General features: G+C 39.7%; 16 protein-coding genes. 13 read left to right on the top strand and 3 right to left on the bottom strand.

Annotated features, from left to right (window positions below):
• The first annotated feature begins 2 nt into the window (after positions 1–2).
• Both AY601_RS12150 and AY601_RS12145 read left to right on the top strand, forming a co-directional pair.
• The gene (locus AY601_RS12150) at positions 3–1,229 is read left to right on the top strand and encodes an exonuclease SbcCD subunit D C-terminal domain-containing protein (protein WP_068401266.1); all 1,227 of its coding nucleotides are present in this window, start codon (positions 3–5) and stop codon (positions 1,227–1,229) included.
• Positions 1,226–4,906, top strand: coding sequence for an AAA family ATPase (locus AY601_RS12145; RefSeq protein ID WP_068401264.1), 3,681 nt, complete (start codon positions 1,226–1,228; stop codon positions 4,904–4,906). Before AY601_RS12150 ends, AY601_RS12145 begins: the two co-directional genes overlap by 4 nt.
• Before the next feature lie 40 nt (positions 4,907–4,946).
• Here the strand turns inward: AY601_RS12145 and AY601_RS12140 are convergent, their stop codons facing one another.
• Complete coding sequence (locus tag AY601_RS12140; RefSeq protein ID WP_068401261.1) at positions 4,947–5,729, bottom strand: murein L,D-transpeptidase catalytic domain family protein; 783 nt, start codon at positions 5,727–5,729, stop codon at positions 4,947–4,949.
• 246 nt (positions 5,730–5,975) lie between these two features.
• On the opposite strand from AY601_RS12140, the gene AY601_RS12135 reads away from it, so the two are divergent.
• From AY601_RS12135 to AY601_RS12115, 5 genes are all read left to right on the top strand, one after another.
• Positions 5,976–6,638, top strand: coding sequence for an START domain-containing protein (locus AY601_RS12135; RefSeq protein WP_068407470.1), 663 nt, complete (start codon positions 5,976–5,978; stop codon positions 6,636–6,638).
• A gap of 79 nt (positions 6,639–6,717) precedes the next feature.
• Positions 6,718–7,905 carry an ankyrin repeat domain-containing protein gene (locus tag AY601_RS12130; RefSeq protein WP_068401258.1) on the top strand — a complete coding sequence of 396 codons (1,188 nt, stop codon included), beginning with the start codon at positions 6,718–6,720 and terminating at the stop codon, positions 7,903–7,905.
• A 12-nt stretch (positions 7,906–7,917) separates the two neighbouring features.
• A complete protein-coding gene (locus AY601_RS12125; protein WP_068401256.1) occupies positions 7,918–9,258 on the top strand; it encodes an ankyrin repeat domain-containing protein in 1,341 nt (446 codons plus the stop codon).
• A gap of 54 nt (positions 9,259–9,312) precedes the next feature.
• Positions 9,313–9,549 carry a hypothetical protein gene (locus AY601_RS12120; RefSeq protein WP_068401253.1) on the top strand — a complete coding sequence of 79 codons (237 nt, stop codon included), beginning with the start codon at positions 9,313–9,315 and terminating at the stop codon, positions 9,547–9,549.
• Between the two features lie 75 nt (positions 9,550–9,624).
• Complete coding sequence (locus AY601_RS12115; RefSeq protein ID WP_198163677.1) at positions 9,625–10,164, top strand: DUF1349 domain-containing protein; 540 nt, start codon at positions 9,625–9,627, stop codon at positions 10,162–10,164.
• A gap of 38 nt (positions 10,165–10,202) precedes the next feature.
• Here AY601_RS12115 and AY601_RS12110 read toward each other — a convergent pair whose 3' ends face one another.
• Positions 10,203–10,850: an NAD(P)-dependent oxidoreductase gene (locus AY601_RS12110; protein ID WP_068401247.1), complete on the bottom strand. Its 648-nt coding sequence runs from the start codon at positions 10,848–10,850 to the stop codon at positions 10,203–10,205.
• A gap of 156 nt (positions 10,851–11,006) precedes the next feature.
• Between AY601_RS12110 and AY601_RS12105 the strand changes: the two genes are divergently transcribed.
• The 3 genes from AY601_RS12105 to AY601_RS12095 all read left to right on the top strand — a co-directional run bounded on the left by AY601_RS12105 (position 11,007) and on the right by AY601_RS12095 (position 13,250).
• The gene (locus AY601_RS12105; protein ID WP_068401244.1) at positions 11,007–11,858 is read left to right on the top strand and encodes a helix-turn-helix domain-containing protein; all 852 of its coding nucleotides are present in this window, start codon (positions 11,007–11,009) and stop codon (positions 11,856–11,858) included.
• Between the two features lie 124 nt (positions 11,859–11,982).
• A complete protein-coding gene (locus AY601_RS12100; RefSeq protein WP_068407467.1) occupies positions 11,983–12,516 on the top strand; it encodes a carboxymuconolactone decarboxylase family protein in 534 nt (177 codons plus the stop codon).
• 65 nt (positions 12,517–12,581) lie between these two features.
• A complete protein-coding gene (locus AY601_RS12095; RefSeq protein ID WP_157287876.1) occupies positions 12,582–13,250 on the top strand; it encodes a hypothetical protein in 669 nt (222 codons plus the stop codon).
• On the opposite strand, the gene AY601_RS12090 is transcribed toward AY601_RS12095, so the two are convergent.
• Positions 13,222–14,886, bottom strand: a complete 1,665-nt coding sequence (locus tag AY601_RS12090; RefSeq protein ID WP_068401238.1) for a MutS-related protein — start codon at positions 14,884–14,886, stop codon at positions 13,222–13,224. The genes AY601_RS12095 and AY601_RS12090 overlap by 29 nt on opposite strands.
• A 463-nt stretch (positions 14,887–15,349) precedes the next feature.
• On the opposite strand from AY601_RS12090, the gene AY601_RS12085 reads away from it, so the two are divergent.
• Genes AY601_RS12085 through AY601_RS12075 form a run of 3 tightly spaced genes read left to right on the top strand, consistent with a single transcriptional unit; the run spans position 15,350 to position 19,733 of the window.
• Positions 15,350–17,446 (top strand): nitrite reductase, encoded by a 2,097-nt coding sequence (locus AY601_RS12085; RefSeq protein WP_068401235.1) that lies wholly within the window; start codon positions 15,350–15,352, stop codon positions 17,444–17,446.
• On the top strand, positions 17,436–18,233 hold the full coding sequence (gene cobA, locus AY601_RS12080; RefSeq protein WP_068401231.1) for a uroporphyrinogen-III C-methyltransferase: 798 nt from the start codon (positions 17,436–17,438) through the stop codon (positions 18,231–18,233). Before AY601_RS12085 ends, cobA begins: the two co-directional genes overlap by 11 nt.
• Positions 18,234–18,236: 3 nt before the next feature.
• Positions 18,237–19,733, top strand: a complete 1,497-nt coding sequence (locus AY601_RS12075; protein WP_068401228.1) for a TSUP family transporter — start codon at positions 18,237–18,239, stop codon at positions 19,731–19,733.
• Position 19,734: the final 1 nt, after the last annotated feature.

Below are 19,734 nucleotides of genomic sequence, written 5' to 3'. Positions count from 1 at the left end.
CAATGAGAATTCTTCATACGGCCGACTGGCACCTGGGAAAAAGACTGGAACAAAGTGAACGTACAGAGGAGCATCAGGCTTTTCTGGACTGGCTGATACAGACTTTACAGACCGAAAAAATAGATGTTTTAATCGTTGCTGGTGATGTTTTTGATACCGGTAGCCCCTCTAATACAGCTTTTGAGCAGTATTATGGTTTTTTGAGAAGGGTAAAGGATACGAACTGCAGAGAAGTAATCATTATTGGGGGCAACCATGATTCTATCAGTACCCTAAACGCCCCCTCTACACTGCTTAAGTACTTTAATGTACACATTATTGGCGGGGTCCCTGAAGATTTTACAGATCAGATTATAGAAATACACAATCCTTCGGGTGAACTGGAACTGGTAGTTTGTGCCGTCCCTTTTCTGCGTGACCGCGATATCAGACTTTCTGTTTCTGGCGAAACTGCTGAAGAAAGAGAAACCCGGATTAAACAGGGGATTTGTGATCACTATCATCGTTTCAAAGAATATATCGGGGAATATAAGGCTAATCACATTCCGGTCATTGCTACAGGACATCTTTTTGCTGCAGGGTCGAGTACTTCGGATAGTGAAAAAGAGATCCATGTAGGTAATTTGGGGCAGGTTGGTGGAGATCAGTTCCCGGTAGAGTTTGATTATGTGGCATTGGGGCATATCCATCGCCCGCAGGTAATCAATGAAATGAATCATATCCGGTATTCAGGTTCGCCAATTCCATTGAGTTTTTCTGAAACTGACGATAGAAAACAGGTTATTGTTCTTGAATTTGAAGCAGGGGAGTTGGTTAGCCTGGTAGAAGTTGAAGTGCCTGGTTACCGCAAGCTGATCAGGATTAAAGGGGACTTTGAAAAGGTGAAGACTAAATTGGTTTTACTGGAAGATCCTGGCACATTATATCCGGCATGGGTAGAGGTTCAGGTGGAAACAGCAGCCTTCATTTTTGATTTAGAGGAACAGTTGAATACGCTGATCGTGAATAAGCCATTTATAGAACGGTTATTTCCCCGGCAGCTCAGAACAAGAGCAGTCCTGAATCTGGATGAACAAACGCATGAGGCTATGGCATTGACGGATCTTGATCCGCAGACCGTGTTTTTAAAACGTTGTGAGGCAGAATATCCGGAACAGGACCATGCGGACCTGCTGCTTACTTTCAAAGAGGTTTTAGAATATATGGCACAAAAGGAGGATAAGGGATGAAGATTATAAGTATCAGATTTTTAAATCTTAACTCCCTGAAAGGGCAGCATGAGATTCGTTTTGATCAGCCTCCTTTTACTGAAAGCGGGATCTTTGCAATTACAGGGCCTACTGGTGCTGGAAAAACAACTATACTGGATGCGATTACAGTCGCTTTGTATGGACGGGTACACCGCCATACCAAGGATGTGTTTGAGATTATGACCCGGCATACGGGCGAGTCTTTTGCGGAAGTAGAGTTCGAAGTTAAAGATAAATTATATAGGGCCAAATGGTCTATCAGGCGTAGCCGCGGAAAAGCTGAAGGTGCATTGCAAACGCAAAAAATGGAGCTTGCTGAAGCGGTTAGCGGCACTATTATTATTGAGCATCCTTTGCAGGAGGTGAGAGATAAAATTGTAGAGTTATGCGGACTGGATTATAACCAGTTTTTACGCTCTGTGATTTTATCGCAGGGGGATTTTACACGCTTTTTGAAAGCAGATGAGAATGAAAGAAGTGAACTGCTGGAAAGGATAACCGATACAGGTATTTATTCGCAGATTTCTATAGATGCTTACGAAAAAGCAAAAGAAGAACGGGCGAAACTGGATCAGTTAAGAGGACAATTGGATCATGTAGTTTTACTGGCTACTGAAGAAAGAACGATTTACCAGGATAGTTTACTGGCACTTTCTGAGCAGGAGAGCGAGTTAAAAGTGCAGGAAAAATTGTTGAGGACTAAAATTGACTGGTTGAATACGCTTGGGAAATTAGAAACCAGGAAAACGGAATTGCTGCAGAGTTTGTCTGCTGATGAGCTTTTTTATACTGCGCATGAGGATCGTTTTTTCAGGCTTCAAAAGCATTTGTCCGCATTGGTGCATCGCCCTGCATTAGCCGAATTAGCTACCATAGAGAGCCAGCAGCTTAAAATCCAGCATGATTTACAGCAGGCAGAAGCAGCGCATCCGGATTTAGTTAAAGAGGAAGCTGTGATGAAGACTGCTTTGGAGCAGGCCAAACAGAAAATTGAATTAACGGAGCAAACTATAACGGAGTCTGAACCAGTATTTGAGGCAGTGGTTAAGAAGGATTTGCGGATTGAACAGGTTAAAAACGAGCTGGATAAGATCAGGAAATCTTTTGAGGAAGCTAATTTAAATCTTCAAACTATTACTACTGCCCGGCTGCGTATGGACCAGCAGTTAAAAACTTTAAAACAGCGGATTGATATACTTTCGGAGTGGCTGAAAAGCAATGCTAAAGAACGTGAGCTGGATAAAGAAGTGATTGTATTTGGCCAGATGGTACAGCAGCTGAAGAGTTTGGAAGCTAGTGCTGCTGGTAAGCAAAAACATTTGCTGGAGTATAAAAATCAGGCAGAAAAAGGGAAGCTGATGGTTGTTGAGGCCGAAAAAAACAGTGGTTTACTGGAACTTAAGCTGGTTGAATTTCAGACAGCAATAGCCCGGTTTAGTCAGGAATTAGCGCACACTTTGGCCGGAAAATCTGTAGAGGAACTAGAAGCAGATTTAAGCATATTGCCTGTGCTGATCCAGACTTCCGAACAGCAATTACGTTTGTCTGGCCAATACCATAAGCTTTTGACCGAGCAAAATGCATTGACTGCGGCTTTAGAGACTTACCAAAAGCAGAAGGTTTCGGTAGCGCAGGCAGTAGCTAAACTGGAATTGGAAAGTACAGAAGGAGCAATCCAGCTAGACTATTTACAGCAAATTTATGAGCTGGAAGTGAAAGTACAGAAGTATGATGCAGACCGTTTACAATTGGAACCAGAACGGCCTTGTCCGCTTTGCGGCTCGGTACATCATCCATTTGTGGAAGGAAAATATACCAGTAAGTTAACGGAGTCGGCAACCAGGCGCAATCAACAGCTGGAGCAGGTTAATTTGCTAAAAAAGAATTTAAACCAACAACTGATCGCGCTGAATACACTGGATCATCAGGTGCAGACCTCAGAGCAATCTTTGATAGTTCTACAAGAAGCAATCACACAGCGTCTTTTGGAGTTTAATGCCAATAATGAGCAGTTACCAAAGCCTTTAGAGCTTGTTAAGCCTGGAATTATAGAGGCGGTCATCAAGAGAAAGAAATTGCAACAGCAAGCTTTAGAAATTCAGTTAAAGGCAGTAAAGAATACGCAAGCGCAACTTAATGCAGTGGAACTACAAATTGTCACGCAAAAAGAAGTTTTAGGACAGGAGCGGAATAAAATTGAGCAAGCAGGTTTAACCATCAGTTTTGCTGAGAAACAATTGAATTTAATTGTACAGGAGCTTGAAGCAGCTGAGCAGGAAATTAAAGTGATGGTGGCTAAAGCTGTTCAATTGACTAAGCCATTCGGGATTATTTTTGAAGCAGAACGTACTGAAGAAATTATTGCTGAGATGAAAGAACGGTTTAACCGTTATGAAACCTCTGAAAAAGAATTAAATCAATTGCAGCCTGATCTTCGTCAGCAGGAAACCGAGCTTAAAAATAGTCTTCTGGTATGGAATGAGAAGAAGGATCAGATTGAATTGCTTACGGGACAATTGAAGGAAGAAGAAAAGATCTGGCAGCAATTGCAAGAAGATCGTATTGAACTCTTTGGCTCAAAAGATCCTGTGCAGGAAAGAATGCAATTGGTAAATGCTTTAAAGAAATATAGGGAAGAAGCTGAGGATTTTCAGCGTGTATTGCAAGAAAAGCAGGCAAAAGTTAGGATTATTGAAGACCGGAAAGCAACACTCCATGTTTCTAACTTATCAACTAAGGAGCTGTTTAATAATCATTTAGAAAAACTAATGGGTAAGCTTACGAAAGAGGGATTACAAAGTTTAACGGAGTTGAAGCAGTTGTATTTACCTGAGGAGGAAGCAAAGGCTACCGATGAATTGCAGAAAGAAGCTTTACAGAAAATTGCATCAGGCAAAAGCCTCTTGCTGGCCGCTGAAAAGGATCTGGATCTGGAAAAACAAAAAGCGTTAACAGAAGAGACCACTGAGGCCATCAGTCCTCAGCTGGAAGAATATAGCCAGCAATTGAGAGTTTTAGTAGAGCAGATGGTGAGGTTAAGACATCAGCTTGCTGAAGATGACCTGCTGAAATTAAAGCATAGTGAAGTTGCGGGGCAAATTGCTGAACAGCAAAAACAGTCGGATCGTTTCCAGAAACTGGCTGCTTTGATCGGATCGGCTGATGGTAAAAGATTCAGCCGCTTTGCGCAGGGACTTACTTTAGCGAGGTTAACAGAATTGGCAAACCGCCATTTGCTGCGGTTAAGTGATCGGTACAGTATTCTGAAAAGTCCTGAAAAGGATCTGGATTTGCAGATCATTGATGGCTATCAGGCAGATGTAATCAGGCCGATGTCTACGCTTTCTGGCGGAGAGAGTTTCCTGGTCAGCCTTTCGCTGGCTTTAGGTTTATCAGACCTGGCAAGCCGCAAAGTACAGATCAATTCGTTGTTTATTGATGAAGGGTTTGGTACACTGGACGCAGAAACGCTGGATGTTGCGATTACCGCATTGGAGAACTTGCAGGCGAATGGTAAAAGTATTGGTATTATCTCGCATGTGGAGACTTTGAAGGAGCGGATAGGTACACAGATACAATTGAGCAGACAGCCGGGAGGATCGAGTAAAATAGCCTTGTTTAGCTATGGGGAATTGATAAGGCATGATGCGCAATAAAACAATTGGGCATCATGCTTTTCTCTGCTTATAAATCTAGTTATATACGGGCGATTAAACTGCTGTCTTGCATAGGCACAACGATGTTTGCTGCAAGATGCACATCCAGATATTTTGAAAAATAAGATTGATGTGTTCCATTGATAAAAATAACCGTCTTGCCTTCAATCGTATTGATTACTTTATCAGACAGCTCTGCTGGTACTGCCGGGCAACCCTGGCTGCGTCCTAGTCTTCCTAACTCATTAATTGTTCCCTGGCTCACATAAGGTGCACCATGAACTACGATAGAGCGCTTTCTGGCGTTTGAATTGTAACCTTCATCCATACCATCCAGGCGGAGTGAGCGTCCATGTTTTCCTTTATAAACTTCGGCAGTCACATAAAAACCAAGACTGCTTTCGTAAGAATCCGTTACATCAGAGAAACGGGTGGCTAAATCATCACCGCTACGCTGACCATGGGCTACCCAGGTATTTAATAGCAGGGAGTCCGTTGACAGATCTATAATCCAGAGCCGCTTTTTTGTACTGTTCTGGTCGAAGTCTGCAATAGTCAAAATAGATTTTTCACTGGAAACCTTCCCGACATTTTTAAGGTTATAAAATCCAGTCAATGCTTTCTCAAAAACCTGGGGACTAAGACCTGTTTGCTCCAGATGGGCTGCATGGTAGATTTTGTTGACATGCAAATTGTAAAGTGAGTCTTGGGTAACAACTTTGTCCGGTAAATTCCGGTTTGAACAAGGTATCCAGCTAATTATAATGGTCAGGGCAAGTATGCTAAATGTTATTCCTGCTCCGCCTAAAAGGTATTTTCTCATAGATTGGGGTTTAAGTGCTATGTTTGATACGATTAATTAGGTAGTCTTTTTCTTCAGATGATGTAGGTTTTGAGGAGGTTTTTTTAGTTTTAATTGAACAAATGTACTGAAATCTAAATGGTTAGAGCAAAATTGCAGTATAATTACTTCATGATGACTGATATAAATATATAAAAATAGTCCTGTAAATACGATTTATGTATTTTTACTGCCCGGTTAAATTATCTTTTTATGCGGCAGTTTTTTATGTCAAAGTTCACCAGTTTCCACCTCTTGTTTCTTTCTTTTATCTTGTTTTTTACAGGTCTGAATTTGGCCTCAGCTCAAGAAAAATGGTCTTTATCTGTCAATAAAGAAGGTATTCAGGTTTATATGCGCCCGATTGAAAATTCTAAAATCAAAGCAATCAAAGTAGTCACCAGCATTCCGGCTTCTTCTTCACAATTGCTTGCTGCGATTATGGATATACAAACTTGTGGTGAATGGGTTTACCACAGCAAAGAAAATGTGATGATTAAACAGGTTTCTCCACTGGATCTGATCTATTACTCTCTTGTTGATGTTCCCTGGCCAGCAGAAGATCGTGATTATGTAGTCCATATTCAAGCAGAGCAGGATCCTCAGACTAAAGTAATCACCGTAAATTCTCCCTGTATTCCAGGATATATCGGAGAAAAGAAAGATGTAGTCAGAATCAGCCATTCGGTTGGAAAATGGACGATTACTCCAGTGAGTAAAAATCTGGTCAGAGCGGAATATATATTGGAGGTTGATCCTATGGGCAATATACCAGCCTGGTTAATTAATCTATTTGCGACCAAAGGCCCGCTGGAAACGTTTAGAAACCTGAAAGCACACGTACAAAAGGACGTGTATAAAAAAGCACACTTTAAGCTAATTAGTGATTAAAGAAAATATATTATCGCTGCTGTAAAACATTTAGCCGTATTTCGAGTTATACTTATAAACAGAAAACTACAAATATAAAATGAGAATCGAAAGTGAAATTGTAAGTGCAATCCAATCCAGAGACTTTGAAAAAGCGAAATCCTTACTCCGCAGTGGTGAAAAAATCCCTAAAGACGTAACCAGTCAATCCAATTTCACCCTTCCTTTCAGTCAGGTCATCAAAGCTAAAGAATTTGAAATTATTGACCTTTGGATAGCTGATAAAACTATTGAAACAGATATTTACGAATATGATTCTTTCCGGAATACAATTTTCGAAACCATAATCAGAGAATTTCCGGCAGATGAAGAATCAATTGACTGGTTGTCCGGCTTTTTGGGGAAACTGGATAATATCAATGATGAGATAGGGGGGCTAACCTTATTGAGTTATGCGTTTGAAAATGGCGCAGATGTTAAGGTTATTCAGGCGCTGATTGACGCAGGCTGTGATGTAAATTATACGAATAACGCAGAGCAGAGCCTGCTTTATGAAGTTGTTAATAAAAGAATGATGGCCCCTGAAAAAGCGATCGCTTATATGGAGGTCTTAATTGAGGCTGGTTTAGATGTTAATAAGGGAAATATAATCGGAGAAACCCCGCTCATGGCAGCCATCAATAATAATAAGATTGATTATCTGGATTTGCTTTTAGAAAATGGAGCAGATGCAAATGTGCAGGATCAAAAGGGTAAAACAGCTTTTACGCGCGCAGTTGTAGATCAGTTCAGTGAAAAACTATATGATAAACTGGCAGCTTATACCACGCCAGATTTTGATCAGGTAGATGATACCGGAAACACGCTTTTATCTTTTTATTTGAGCCGTCTGAATAATAATTCCTATATCAGCATTTTGCCAAAACTTTTAGAAGCAGGCGCAGACATCAACCAGAAAGCACCACATTATGACCAGCAAAAATCCGGTCTGGACTGGTTAGCGGAAAAATCTTTCGAAACTTTAGAAATAGCGCTGGCAACAGGTAAAATAGAAATTAATGAGCAGGATGATCTGGGCGAAACGATCTTGCATAAGGTGTGCAAGTATAATATCGTGCTGGATGAACAAAAAGCAAAGGATATTTATAAAAAAGTAAAGTTGCTGATTGAATCGGGGGCAGATGTGAATGTGGTTAACAGTAACGAAGAAACGCCTTTAATGCTGGCATCCAACAACAATATCAAGATAAAAACAGTGCAATTATTAATGTCCAATTCAGCAAAATAATTAACGTATCAAATGTCAATGTCATTCCTGATTGCCTGCGAAAACGGCAATAGAAAAATAGCGGAGTTATTACTCTCTTCCGATGAAACGGATGTGAAATATACAGATGAAAGAGGCCGGACTGCTTTACATTATGCAGCCTACAGGGGCTATCTTGATATCGTGAAAATACTGGCCGATAAAGGTTCTAATATTGATTATGAGGACCATAATGGAGAAACACCGCTTTATTTTGCGCTGGTTCAGAAACAGAAGCAAACTGCTATGTTTTTGATTGAAAAAGGAGCTAAGATAGATATCAATGATAATCAAGGCAACAGTTTTTCCCATATTACAGCCAGAACAGCACAGATAGAAGTGCTTAAAAAACTGATAGATCTTGGATTGGAGGCAGATTCAGAGAATAATGATGCGGAAACTCCTTTACTGATTGCTGCGGGTTGCAGTAACAGAGAGATTGTCAAAACACTTTTGGAGCATGGTGCGGATATTCATAAAACAAACAACCTTGGTGATAATGCCTTACTGATTGCTGCAAAGGCTAAAAATAGCCAGATGGCAGAACTATTAATTGATAATGGTGCTGAGGTCAATCATATCAATGATGCAGGGGAGAGCGCGTTATTAGTGGCTTGTTATGATAATAATCAACTGATTGTTAAATTACTGGTTAAAAGAGGAGCGGATATTTTTATCTCTTCAAAAGCCGGAATGTCGCCGATCTGGTATGCTGTTGCACACAATCAGAAAGAAACTGTTAAATTATTTATTGAGAATGGACTGGATTCCAATTATGCCAGGCCATTTAATAAAGCAGATGGGGCTATGGATTCTTACCTGGATTGGGTGGAAAGTGCAATGGAGATCACTCTTGATAGTAACTTTACGCTGAATAATGAAGTTTGCAGTGGGGAGAGTTTGCTGCAATTGACTGTGAAATGCGGTGCATTGAGTATGGTGAAATTGCTGGTAGAGAAAGATGCTGCTGTAAATTATCAGGATGAGTCGGGCAATACTGCTTTACATTATGCGGCTTCAAATGGTAAAAAGGATATTGCTAAATTCCTGTTGGAGAATGGCGCTGATGTTAACGTTGTCAATGTCAAAGAACAAAAGGCTATCGACTATTCTAATATCAAGGGATATAATGAGATTACAGAGCTGATTATGAAATTCAGTGCTCCTGGAACTGTTGTGACCCCTGTAATTAAGGCTGATGCACCTGTCTCTGCTCCGGTAAATGACCTGGCTTCTAAAAAGCAGGCCTTAATGGATCTGAAAGAATTACTCGATGCGGGTATACTTACGCAGGAGGAATTTGATGCAGAAAAGAGTAAGATTTTAAAAGGATAATATAAAAAACGGGCTGGTTTCTATGCTGGAAAACGGCCCGTTCATTAAACTCAGATGGACGAATTTAGTATCAGGTTTTTGCACCATACAGTTACTGTTAGTTCGGCAGATAACGGGCAGTATATTGTTTCTTATGATGAAACAGTAAATGACGTTGTAGTTCCATTGGTGCTTGGTGTCATCTATCCCAAAGAAGACATTGAGCTTGGCATCAGATGGATTACTGATGATGATTTATCTGACGAACTAGTCCAGTTATTGGGTGAGATGATCCGCGACAGGGGCATGTAGTTAGCCCGCGATGTTATACCGCTTTGATATTAAATTTATCGCTTAAATTAAAGAGCTTCTTCCTATATTACAGCTATGAAATGGTTCAATCAACCCGGCACATGGAATGGAGATGCTGCCCTTTTAAATTTCACTGTAGATCCGGATACGGATTACTGGCAAGTGACACATTACGGTTTTAAACGTGATAATGGCCCTTTTTACTATCAGGAGATTGCTGGTGATTTCCAGGCCAGTGTAAAAATTACAGGTCAGTATCAGGAACTTTTTCATCAGGCCGGATTAATGATCAGGATAGATGAAAAGAACTGGATCAAAACAGGAATAGAATACGTGGATGGCGTTCAGAATATCAGTGCAGTGGTGACCAGAGAAGTTTCAGACTGGTCTGTGGTGCCGCGTCATGATAGCCCTGAGTCTGTTTGGTTGAAATTATTGCGCAAAGGAGATTATGTGGAGATCAAATATTCCTTCGATGAAAAAAGATATGATATGCTGCGTCTGGCTTATTTTCCTCCGGGAGTAAAAGTGCAGATCGGCATGGTAGCTGCGGCTCCGGGTAAAGAGAGTTTTCCGGTTACTTTTGAAGATTTCAAGGTGGAGACTTTAAAATAAGTACAAATTAAGGGAGCCATTGCAGGCTCCCTTTTTGTTTATAATTTGAGTTTACTAGCCACAAAGGGGGCTTTTTTAATATAAGCTGTATCTGTAAGCTGAGAGATAAGAAAATCTGCAAGATCTGTTGTGCTGATCAGCTCTTCCAGACAATCTTTCAAATTAATGGCCAGGCCTCGTCTTTCCATTGTTTTTTCAATCCAGGGTAACCTGACAATTGTCCAGTCTATTGAGCTCCTGGTCAGGAGTTCATAAGCTTTTTGTTTATCTGCCACAATCGCGGGAAAAGTCGCCTTCATCCAAGCTGTTCCTTCGAGGTTTTTAGCGCTTTTCTGATCTCCTGGAACTTCAAGGTTCGAACCTGTCAATAAGATATACCTGCTGAGTTTAAACTTTTCCATAGCCTTGATGATGTTTTCAGTAGCCAGACTTGAAATCAGCACCTCATCTTTATTTTGACCTATTGTACTGATCACTGCGTTGCAGCCTTCAATTAATTGATTTGCGGTTGTAAGGTCTTTAATATCGCCTGAAACTATTTCTAATGCTGGATGTGATATTTTGTAATCCTTTGGTTTTCTGATCAGAGATTTTACCTGATATCCATTATTTAGTAATTCCTGAAGCAGGTATTGACCTGCTTTTCCTGTAGCGCCTGATAACGCAACTTTTATAGCTTGTTTCATTGATTTCTTTATAAAATTATTGAAAATATTGTGCCCTCACCATTAGTCAGCTGACCTGATGATTACACGGGTTTTTGGTTAACCCGCTTGATGAAGCGATATTTTATAAAGACAGTAGAATGCACTAAATTTACGTAATTTATCAATTACTTGTATATGAAGTTCCATCACTTAGAGCCGGTTACTAAAGGCGAATTCCATTTGACTATTAATGAGGCTGATTTTGACCGTTCTTTTTTTCAGCGTGACCGGACTGATAAATTTCTGACGATTGCATGGAACAGGGGAGCGGAGCAAGTGATTACGATTGACGGTGTAAAATATGACTTCCCTGAACAGAGTATTTTGCCTTTAATGGTGAATCAGTCTTTTCAGTTTGAAAAGCCCGGACAAGTAATAGCATGGCAGTATAACAGGAATTTTTATTGTATTGTTGACCATGATAAAGAGGTAAGCTGTGTAGGATTCTTGTTCTATGGATCTACAGGCAACCTATTTGTGCGGCTGAATGAACAGGAACAGAAAAAGATTACCTTACTTTTTGAAATCTTCATTGAAGAATTTAATACTATAGATAATATTCAGCGGGAAATGTTGCAGATGCTCTTGAAAAGATTGATCATTATCATTACCAGGCTGGCCAAAAGTCAATATATAACCGATAAGAAGCTGACAGATGATAAGCTTGATATCATCAGGCGTTATAATTTATTAGTAGAGCAGCATTTTCGTTTACAGCATCAGGTTCAATTTTATGCCGAACTGTTGAATCGCTCACCAAAGACGCTGGCCAATCTGTTCGCAATTTATAATCACAAATCTCCATTAGCGGTTATTCAGGAAAGAGTGGTTTTAGAAGCTAAGCGCCTCTTGATTTATACAGATAAGTCTGCAAAAGAGATCGCTTATGAACTGGGTTTTGATGATGCGGCTTATTTCAGTAATTTCTTCAAGAAACAAGTTTCTTTTTCTCCTTCGGATTTCAGAGCAGCCAGATTGTCCTCTTAGAAAAGCAACCAGGGTAGCTTCAGGCATTAATTACAAATCCCCGGGAAGTCTCTCTATGGTTCAGGTCCGATCAAAGGCAGATATTTGTGGTGTTCACTATTCAAGAACATTAACTGATAAACGCATGAAAACATTCACAGTTCCAACCAGAGAAGAAGTAACTCCAGCTAACCAGGCTATTTTTGATAATTTAAATAAAATGGTAGGTTTTGTTCCAAATCTATATGCTGCATTTGCACATTCTGAAAATGCATTGGGGAATTACCTGACGCTTCAAAATGCAAAAACCTCCCTCAGAGCTAAAGAGCGTGAGGTGATAAATTTAGTAGTTAGCCAGGTCAATGATTGTTTGTATTGTTTAAGCGCACATACTGCTTTCGCAAAAATGAATGGCTTTACTGACAATCAGATTTTAGAAATCCGTAAAGCAGAAATTACGTTCGACCCAAAACTTTCAGCTTTAGCAAATGTCGTTAAAAGTATTACAGAGAATAAAGGTCATGCAGATGCGCACTTTTTATCAGAATTCTATGCAGCAGGTTATACTGAAGGAAACCTGGTTGATATTGTGATGGTGATCGGCGATAAAGTGATTACCAATTACCTGCATGCCTTAACTGATATTCCTGTAGACTGGCCTTTAGCCCCTGCTTTGTAATAAATAATTCAGCATTGATAATATTGAAATATTAATCTATTTTTATATATAATAAAAGATTAACAATGAAGATATTATCAATGCTTTTTTACTTCTTTGCGCATCATGGGGCCTGGTCATTCTTTGTCCTTCTGATAACTGGTATTATTATTTCTTTTTGGCGCCGTAGTATTTTTTATATGGTTCTTAGCTTTATTTTATCGATTGCCAATGTTTTTACTGGTCAGTTCGTCAATGCGGCTTTTCTGGCACATTTTGGCGTGAGAGGATCTGCGGTTGTGACGCTGGAAAAGGAAACCAGTTCCACTTTAAATGATTCCGCGATCTGGGATTATGATGTTGTTGTTCAAACTGCCGATGGAAAAGATGTGGTTACGGATTTTTCTACCACTACCGCCTCGATCTATCCAATTCGCAATGAAATTATTATCCCACCACGGGGGGAACGTTTTATCGTTAAATATATACCCGGTTTTGAAAGGAATATTGTGATTATGAGAGATGAATCACCTTATGGCATTCAAAGGAAAATTGCCGAAAATTTACAGCCATTATACAAAGCACAAGGCGAGTACAATTCCAATACGAAGAATGAGTCTTTCCGTAAAGCATATGTACAAGCCCTCCAAGATTATATTAAGAATCCGGAAAATGCAAGAGACAGTCTTCATATTAAGACTTTTAAATCAATTATCCAGGATTTAACTAATCCTTCATTAATAAATCAACCGTAGCATTGGCATCAGCAATCACCGCTGCCGGATAATTATTAATTTCCAGTATTCTGATTGCATTCCTTGTTTTTAACGGGCCTTTTTTAATGGTATGGTCAAAGATCAGTTCTTCTTCTGCAATAGTTTCAGAGAAGTGATAATGTTCATATTGTGTTTTCAGCAACTCATTAAGCTCCGTATCATGGGTAGAAACGAAAACCTGGTTATTGCCCTTGGCCAGATAGGAGAGGATCGCTTTTCCGGCCGAAACCCGCTCAATCGTATTGGTTCCTTTAAAAATTTCATCCAGGATGAAGAAGCACGGTTCTTTGCTTACAGATTCTTCAATGAAGTTTTTGATGATCCTCATTTCCTCAAAATAATAACTCTTTTCTTCCAGTAAGCTATCCGAAATGGTAATAGAAGAGAATATTTTTGAGTAAGGCATACTGAATTCTTTAGCCATACAGGTAAATAAAGTTTGACCAAGAATCAGGTTGACGCCAACGGATCTGATAAAAGTTGTTTTACCAGACATATTAGAGCCTGTTAGCAATAAGTTTTTATGTTGTAAATCAAGTTCATTCGGAACACAATTTACAACCAGTGGATGTTTGACACCTGAGATATGGATACAATTTTCCTCGTTAAATACTGGTTTACAATATTCTCCATCCCACGAATGTCTTAGCGAAGCAATTGAGATAGCGGTATCTACCGTTCCGATGAATTTGAAAAGTCTTTTTAACAGGTCTTTTTGTGATCTCAGGGAATCAATAATAGAGTAGAAAAGGATGATTTCCACATTGAAGGCAATCTTTAACAGTTCGAACAGCATGTAACCTATCATTACTGTATCTGCCTCAGCCATGTTGTCCAGCTTTACGCCAAGCATTTTTCTTTTCAGTGGGGTCAGCTCTTTAATGAGGGTGCTGATTTCTGGAAATTGGATATTGATCTTTGCGTCGGCATCTAATTTTTTAGCGGTATCAAACGCTTTTAGGAACTCGCCGAGAGAAGAAGTATGTACACTGACCTTGTTTTTGTTCCAGTAATGAATTCCGGAATTGATAATGAATATTCCAAAAAAGACAAGCAGAAAACCTGGATGAAAGATCGCAGCAACAAGGGAAAGTACATTCAGGACAGAAAGGGTATAAACGATGGGCATAAATGAAGGTGCCTCTATTTTCTTTGCATAAATCAGATCCTGGAAATAGTAGGAATCATTTTTCTCCAGTATTTGTAAAGTGGCTTGGGTGTCAAGTCTTAGTTTTTCATCTGCGGTAATGACATCCGCAAACTTATCCAGAAAGATCAGGTCTGTTTGCTCTTTATCAATTGTTCTGAGCCTTGCATATAGAAATTGCTGGCCTACTCTGGATATGGTTCTGTCAATAAGTTTAAAAACGTCATTGATATATAAATCATCTGCTATTTTATCAGAAATCAGCTGTAGTTTTTCTGATGATTCAGTAATTGTATTTAAAAAGTAGTTTTCTATTAAATCGATGTCTATATATCTGCTGTTTTTAGCACTTCCCCAATCCCGCTTAAGTTCCTCCCGTTGTGTTTGAACAGCAAAGTTCTTTTTATAAAGATAAACTAGGAGGTAAAGTGCTACCAGGGCAAGAATAATGTAAGCTAAAATCAGCATGGAGTGATAGATAGTATGAAAAGATGCGAAATTTAAATAAAAATAAGAGCATTACGAATAGGTCATCCAATTTTAACACTGAATTTATATAAGGCTGGTATGTTTGTGCCAGTAAAATATTTGGTTAGTATTTTCTAGTTAAGGTTAGTTGATAAAAGAGATACCTGGGTGGATGTCCGGGTTTTTTTTTGCCTTTTTTTCTGGTAAAATATATTTTGAACAGTGTGAGCACAATCTGTTGTCAGTTAGTGCAACTGTTTCCCTGAATGGTAAAGTAGTACAAATGGTTAAACATATTTTATCCTATGAAAATTAAAATATCCGTTTAATATGCTTTTAATGAGTATAGTTAGTCTTTTTTTTAATTTAATACTACTAATTCTATCTATAATATATATCTTTGGGATAAGAGACCCTGAAAACGTCTTTTAAACAAAACAATCCTTAACCAAGATTTATTGACATGCAAAGTTTTAGAACGGAGCTGGAGAACCCGGTAGTAGAAAAAGATATCATAGATCTTGAACAAAAGATCCGTGCCTTCCGAGAAGGAAAAATACACGACGAAAAGTTCCGCAGTCTTCGGCTGGCGCGTGGTGTGTATGGTCAGCGGCAACCGGGCGTACAAATGGTGCGTATTAAATTGCCATTCGGAAAAGTCACCTTTAAACAGTTATTGCGTATTGCAGATGTTTCTGATGAATATGGTAGCGGAAACCTGCATTTAACTACCAGACAGGACATTCAGATTCACTATGTGAGTTTAGACCGTACACCCGAACTGTGGGCAGAACTGGAACGTGATGATATCACTTTACGTGAAGCTTGTGGTAATACGGTTAGAAATGTAACTTCTTCGCCTGATGCAGGGATCAACCCTGAGGAACTTTTTGATGTTTCCCCTTACGCTCAGGCCGTATTTAAATATTTTTTAAGGAACCCCATCTGTCAGGAAATGGGCAGGAAGATCAAGATCTCTTTTTCATCAACAGAAAAGGATACCGCTTTCAGTTATATTCATGATTTAGGTTTTATTCCTAAAGTGAATGAAAAAGGAGAGCGGGGTTTTAAAGTCATGTTTGCAGGTGGTTTGGGCGCACAACCTTTTTTGGCGAGTGTAGTTCATGATTTTCTGCCTGAAGATCAATTGATTCCTTATTCAGAGTCTGTTTTGAGGGTTTTTGACCGTCATGGAGAAAGAACCAACAGAAATAAAGCAAGGTTAAAGTATCTGGTTCAAAAACTTGGATTAGAAGAAGTAACGCGCTTAATTGCTGAAGAAGTAATAGCCAATAAATCAAAATCTTTTAAGGTTGATCTGGGAACAGTACCCCTTCCGGCTTTGCCAGAAGCTCTTGCTGCAACTGATCAGCGTCCGGCAGATGAGGTCCATTATAAAAGATGGTTGGATACCAATGTATTCCCGCAAAAACAAAGTGGTTTTTATGGGGTATATATCAAGGTACCAGTAGGTGATATCAAGACTGATAAAGCGCGGTTATTTGTAGCGGCTATACGCCCATATGTAGCGGATGAAATCAGAATTACCCAGAATCAGGGTTTGTTGTTGAAATTTGTCAGCGCAGAGGCATTGATCCCATTATATACTGTATTAAATGAACTGGACTTTGCAGTTCCTGGATTTGATAGTGTGGGGGATATTACGACTTGTCCGGGTACAGATACTTGTAATTTAGGAATTGCAAACAGTATGTCCCTTGCTGCAGTATTAGAAGGGGTAATTCATGAGGAATATCCTGATCTGATTTACGATAAAGACATTAAGATAAAAATAAGTGGCTGTATGAATTCATGCGGTCAGCATGGTCTGGCTCACCTTGGATTTCATGGAAGTTCGGTCAAAGCAAACGGAAAAGTCGTACCTGCAGTGCAGGTCATGATTGGTGGCGGAACAGTAGGTGATGGTGAAGGCCGCGTAGCCGAACGCGTAATTAAAGCACCAACTAAACGTGCGCCAGCTATTTTACGCACAGTTTTGGATGACTACAGTACGAATTCGGGTGAAAATGAAAGTTTCCACCAGTATTACGATGCTAAAGGTAAAGATCACTTTTACCAGTTATTGAAACCACTGGCAGACCTTACTGCTTTAAAAGATGAAGAGTATGTAGATTGGGGTCATGAAGAGACTTTTGTGACTGCGATTGGCGTAGGCGAATGTGCTGGCGTAGTGATTGATTTGGTGGCTACACTCTTACTCGAAGGGGAAGAGAAGCTGCTATGGGCAGGTTCAGCTTTTGAAGGTAAGGCCTGGTCTGATGCCATTTATCATTCCTACAGTGTATTTGTGAATACTGCAAAGGCATTGTTATTAGATAAAAGTATCAGCAGCAGTACGCAAACGGGTGTAATCAGAGAGTTTGATACCAATTTCGTGGAAACAGGTGAGGTCGTTTTACCTTCAACTTTTAACGAACTGGTACTGCAAATTAATAAGAATGAGCCTACAGAAGAGTTTGCAATAGCTTATCTGGAACAGGCAACACAATTTTATTCAGCAATGAGAGCGAAGAGGGAGGCGCAGGTAAATGTTAATTAATTCAGGAACAAAAAGAGAAATCAGAGAACCAAGAATTACGCTGGTTGGCGCAGGGCCGGGAGATCCTGAACTGATCACGATGAAAGGCGCAAATGCATTGAAAGATGCGGATGTGGTTTTATATGATGCGTTGGTGAATGAAAAGGTATTGGAATATGCTGCTGCAGATGCTATCAAAGTATATGTAGGAAAACGTTCTGGTGAACATTCTTATTCACAAGAAGCGATCAATAAACTGATGGTGGACTATGCGATCAATTATGGACATGTAGTACGTTTGAAAGGTGGCGATCCCTTTGTATTTGGCCGTGGTTATGAAGAGTTGAATTTTGCAGCGGGGTATAATATCCCGGCGCAAATGGTTCCCGGATTGTCGAGTTCGATTTCTGTACCCGGTTTACAGCAGATTCCGGTTACACACCGCGGATTAAGTGAAAGCTTTTGGGTAGTTACAGGATCTACGGCTTCCGGAGCAATCTCCAATGATCTTTATGAGGCTGTCCGCACTAAAGCAACAGTCGTTGTATTAATGGGGCTAAACAAACTGAAGGAGATTGTAAAACTTTACAAGCAGGAAGGAAAATCAAATTTACCTGTTGCGGTGATCCAAAGCGGTTCTACTGAAGAAGAAAAACTGGCGATTGGTATTGTCGATACGATTGAAGAAGTTGTACTTGAAAAAGGAATTGGGGCACCAGCCATTTTAGTATTTGGTGAAGTAGTTTCTTTACATCCTCAATTTCAGCCAATCAAGGATTTTTTTGCAGCCATTAAAGAAGAGTTATAGACTGTGGAAGAACTAAAAGGCAATCAACTATTTCCTGTTTTTTTAAAGCTTAACCAATTGCATACGGTCATTATCGGAGCAGGGCCTGTAGGTCTTGAAAAGCTGAATGCTGTGCTTGGTCAGAGTGAACAGGCAAAAATTACTGTAGTTGCTGAAGAGATAATCTTGGAAGTTTATGAACTCGCTGAAAGGTTAACACAGGTTAAACTTTTGAAGAAAAGTTATACCGCAGCCGATCTCCATCAAGCAGATATCGTGATTGCTGCTACTAATAATAATGGATTAAATGAAGAGATTATACGTGATGCCCATGCATTGAAATTACTGGTAAATGTGGCTGATAAGCCTGATTTATGTGATTTCTACCTCGGTTCTATCGTAAAAAAAGGAGATCTGAAAATTGCAATCTCTACCAATGGCAAATCACCAACCATTGCTAAAAGATTAAAAGAATTGTTTAATGATAACTTACCGGGCGAACTGGATATTACTTTACAGCAAATGAGTTCATTTCGTAATACTTTACAAGGAGATTTCAGTTCGAAAGTGAAGAAACTGAATGAAGTGAGCGCGGTACTTGTAGAGCCTGCTGTTCAGGAATTTGCGGAACCTGCTGTTCAGAAAACTTCGTATCCTAAGTTCAAATGGCTGATCTGGTTAACAATTGTTTTGTCAATTGCGGTCCTGATTGCTGTTTTCTGGCAAAGAGAGCCGGAGTTTCAGGCTTATGTAGCAGGGATTAATCCTATGTTTTACTGGTTTTTAGCAGGAGGCTTCATTTTTGCTATGATCGATGGTGCTATAGGCATGTCTTATGGGGTTACTTCTACCGCTTTTTCATTGTCAATGGGCATTCCTCCAGCTTCGGCCAGTATGGGTGTCCATCTTTCTGAAGTGTTGAGTAATGGTATAGCAGGCTGGATGCATTACCGGATGGGTAATATCAATTGGAAACTGTTTAAATTATTGATTATTCCAGGTATCCTGGGTGCAGTAGCGGGTGCTTATTTATTATCTTCATTAGAGCATTACGGGGCTTATATCAAACCATTTATCTCTTTATACACCTTGATACTTGGTGGGGTGATCCTTTCCAAAGCTTTTAAAGTATCCAGAAAGAGAGTTGGCGGAAAGATTAAGAAGATTACTTTATTGGGGCTTTTCGGCGGTTTTATTGATGCTGTAGGTGGCGGTGGATGGGGGTCTATTGTTTTATCGAGCCTGATTGCTGGTGGCAGAAATGCCAGGTTCTCTCTGGGAACAGTAAAAATAACCCGTTTCTTTATCGCATTGATGAGTTCATTGACTTTTATCACGATGCTAAAGTCTGCACATTGGGAAGCGGTAGCGGGGTTGGTTATCGGCAGTGCCTTAGCAGCGCCGATAGCAGCAAAAGTTTCTAACCGTATTTCGGTCAAGAGCATTATGGTTGCTGTAGGGATTATTGTAATCGCTGTGAGTTTAAGAAGTATTATTATGTTTATTTTAAAAGTTATATAAA

Source organism: Pedobacter cryoconitis, assembly GCF_001590605.1.
Taxonomy (GTDB): Bacteria; Bacteroidota; Bacteroidia; order Sphingobacteriales; family Sphingobacteriaceae; genus Pedobacter; species Pedobacter cryoconitis_A.
This window is presented reverse-complemented; position numbering and strand designations above follow the sequence as displayed.

Coding starts and splice junctions, on each gene's coding strand:
- AY601_RS12130 (WP_068401258.1), top strand. CDS start 6,718: ATGAGAATCGAAAGTGAAATTGTAAGTGCAATCCAATCCAGAGACTTT.
- AY601_RS12095 (WP_157287876.1), top strand. CDS start 12,582: ATGAAGATATTATCAATGCTTTTTTACTTCTTTGCGCATCATGGGGCC.
- AY601_RS12115 (WP_198163677.1), top strand. CDS start 9,625: ATGAAATGGTTCAATCAACCCGGCACATGGAATGGAGATGCTGCCCTT.
- AY601_RS12105 (WP_068401244.1), top strand. CDS start 11,007: ATGAAGTTCCATCACTTAGAGCCGGTTACTAAAGGCGAATTCCATTTG.
- AY601_RS12100 (WP_068407467.1), top strand. CDS start 11,983: ATGAAAACATTCACAGTTCCAACCAGAGAAGAAGTAACTCCAGCTAAC.
- AY601_RS12110 (WP_068401247.1), bottom strand. CDS start 10,850: ATGAAACAAGCTATAAAAGTTGCGTTATCAGGCGCTACAGGAAAAGCA.
- cobA (WP_068401231.1), top strand. CDS start 17,436: ATGTTAATTAATTCAGGAACAAAAAGAGAAATCAGAGAACCAAGAATT.
- AY601_RS12085 (WP_068401235.1), top strand. CDS start 15,350: ATGCAAAGTTTTAGAACGGAGCTGGAGAACCCGGTAGTAGAAAAAGAT.
- AY601_RS12135 (WP_068407470.1), top strand. CDS start 5,976: ATGTCAAAGTTCACCAGTTTCCACCTCTTGTTTCTTTCTTTTATCTTG.
- AY601_RS12090 (WP_068401238.1), bottom strand. CDS start 14,886: ATGCTGATTTTAGCTTACATTATTCTTGCCCTGGTAGCACTTTACCTC.
- AY601_RS12120 (WP_068401253.1), top strand. CDS start 9,313: ATGGACGAATTTAGTATCAGGTTTTTGCACCATACAGTTACTGTTAGT.
- AY601_RS12140 (WP_068401261.1), bottom strand. CDS start 5,729: ATGAGAAAATACCTTTTAGGCGGAGCAGGAATAACATTTAGCATACTT.
- AY601_RS12145 (WP_068401264.1), top strand. CDS start 1,226: ATGAAGATTATAAGTATCAGATTTTTAAATCTTAACTCCCTGAAAGGG.
- AY601_RS12125 (WP_068401256.1), top strand. CDS start 7,918: ATGTCAATGTCATTCCTGATTGCCTGCGAAAACGGCAATAGAAAAATA.
- AY601_RS12150 (WP_068401266.1), top strand. CDS start 3: ATGAGAATTCTTCATACGGCCGACTGGCACCTGGGAAAAAGACTGGAA.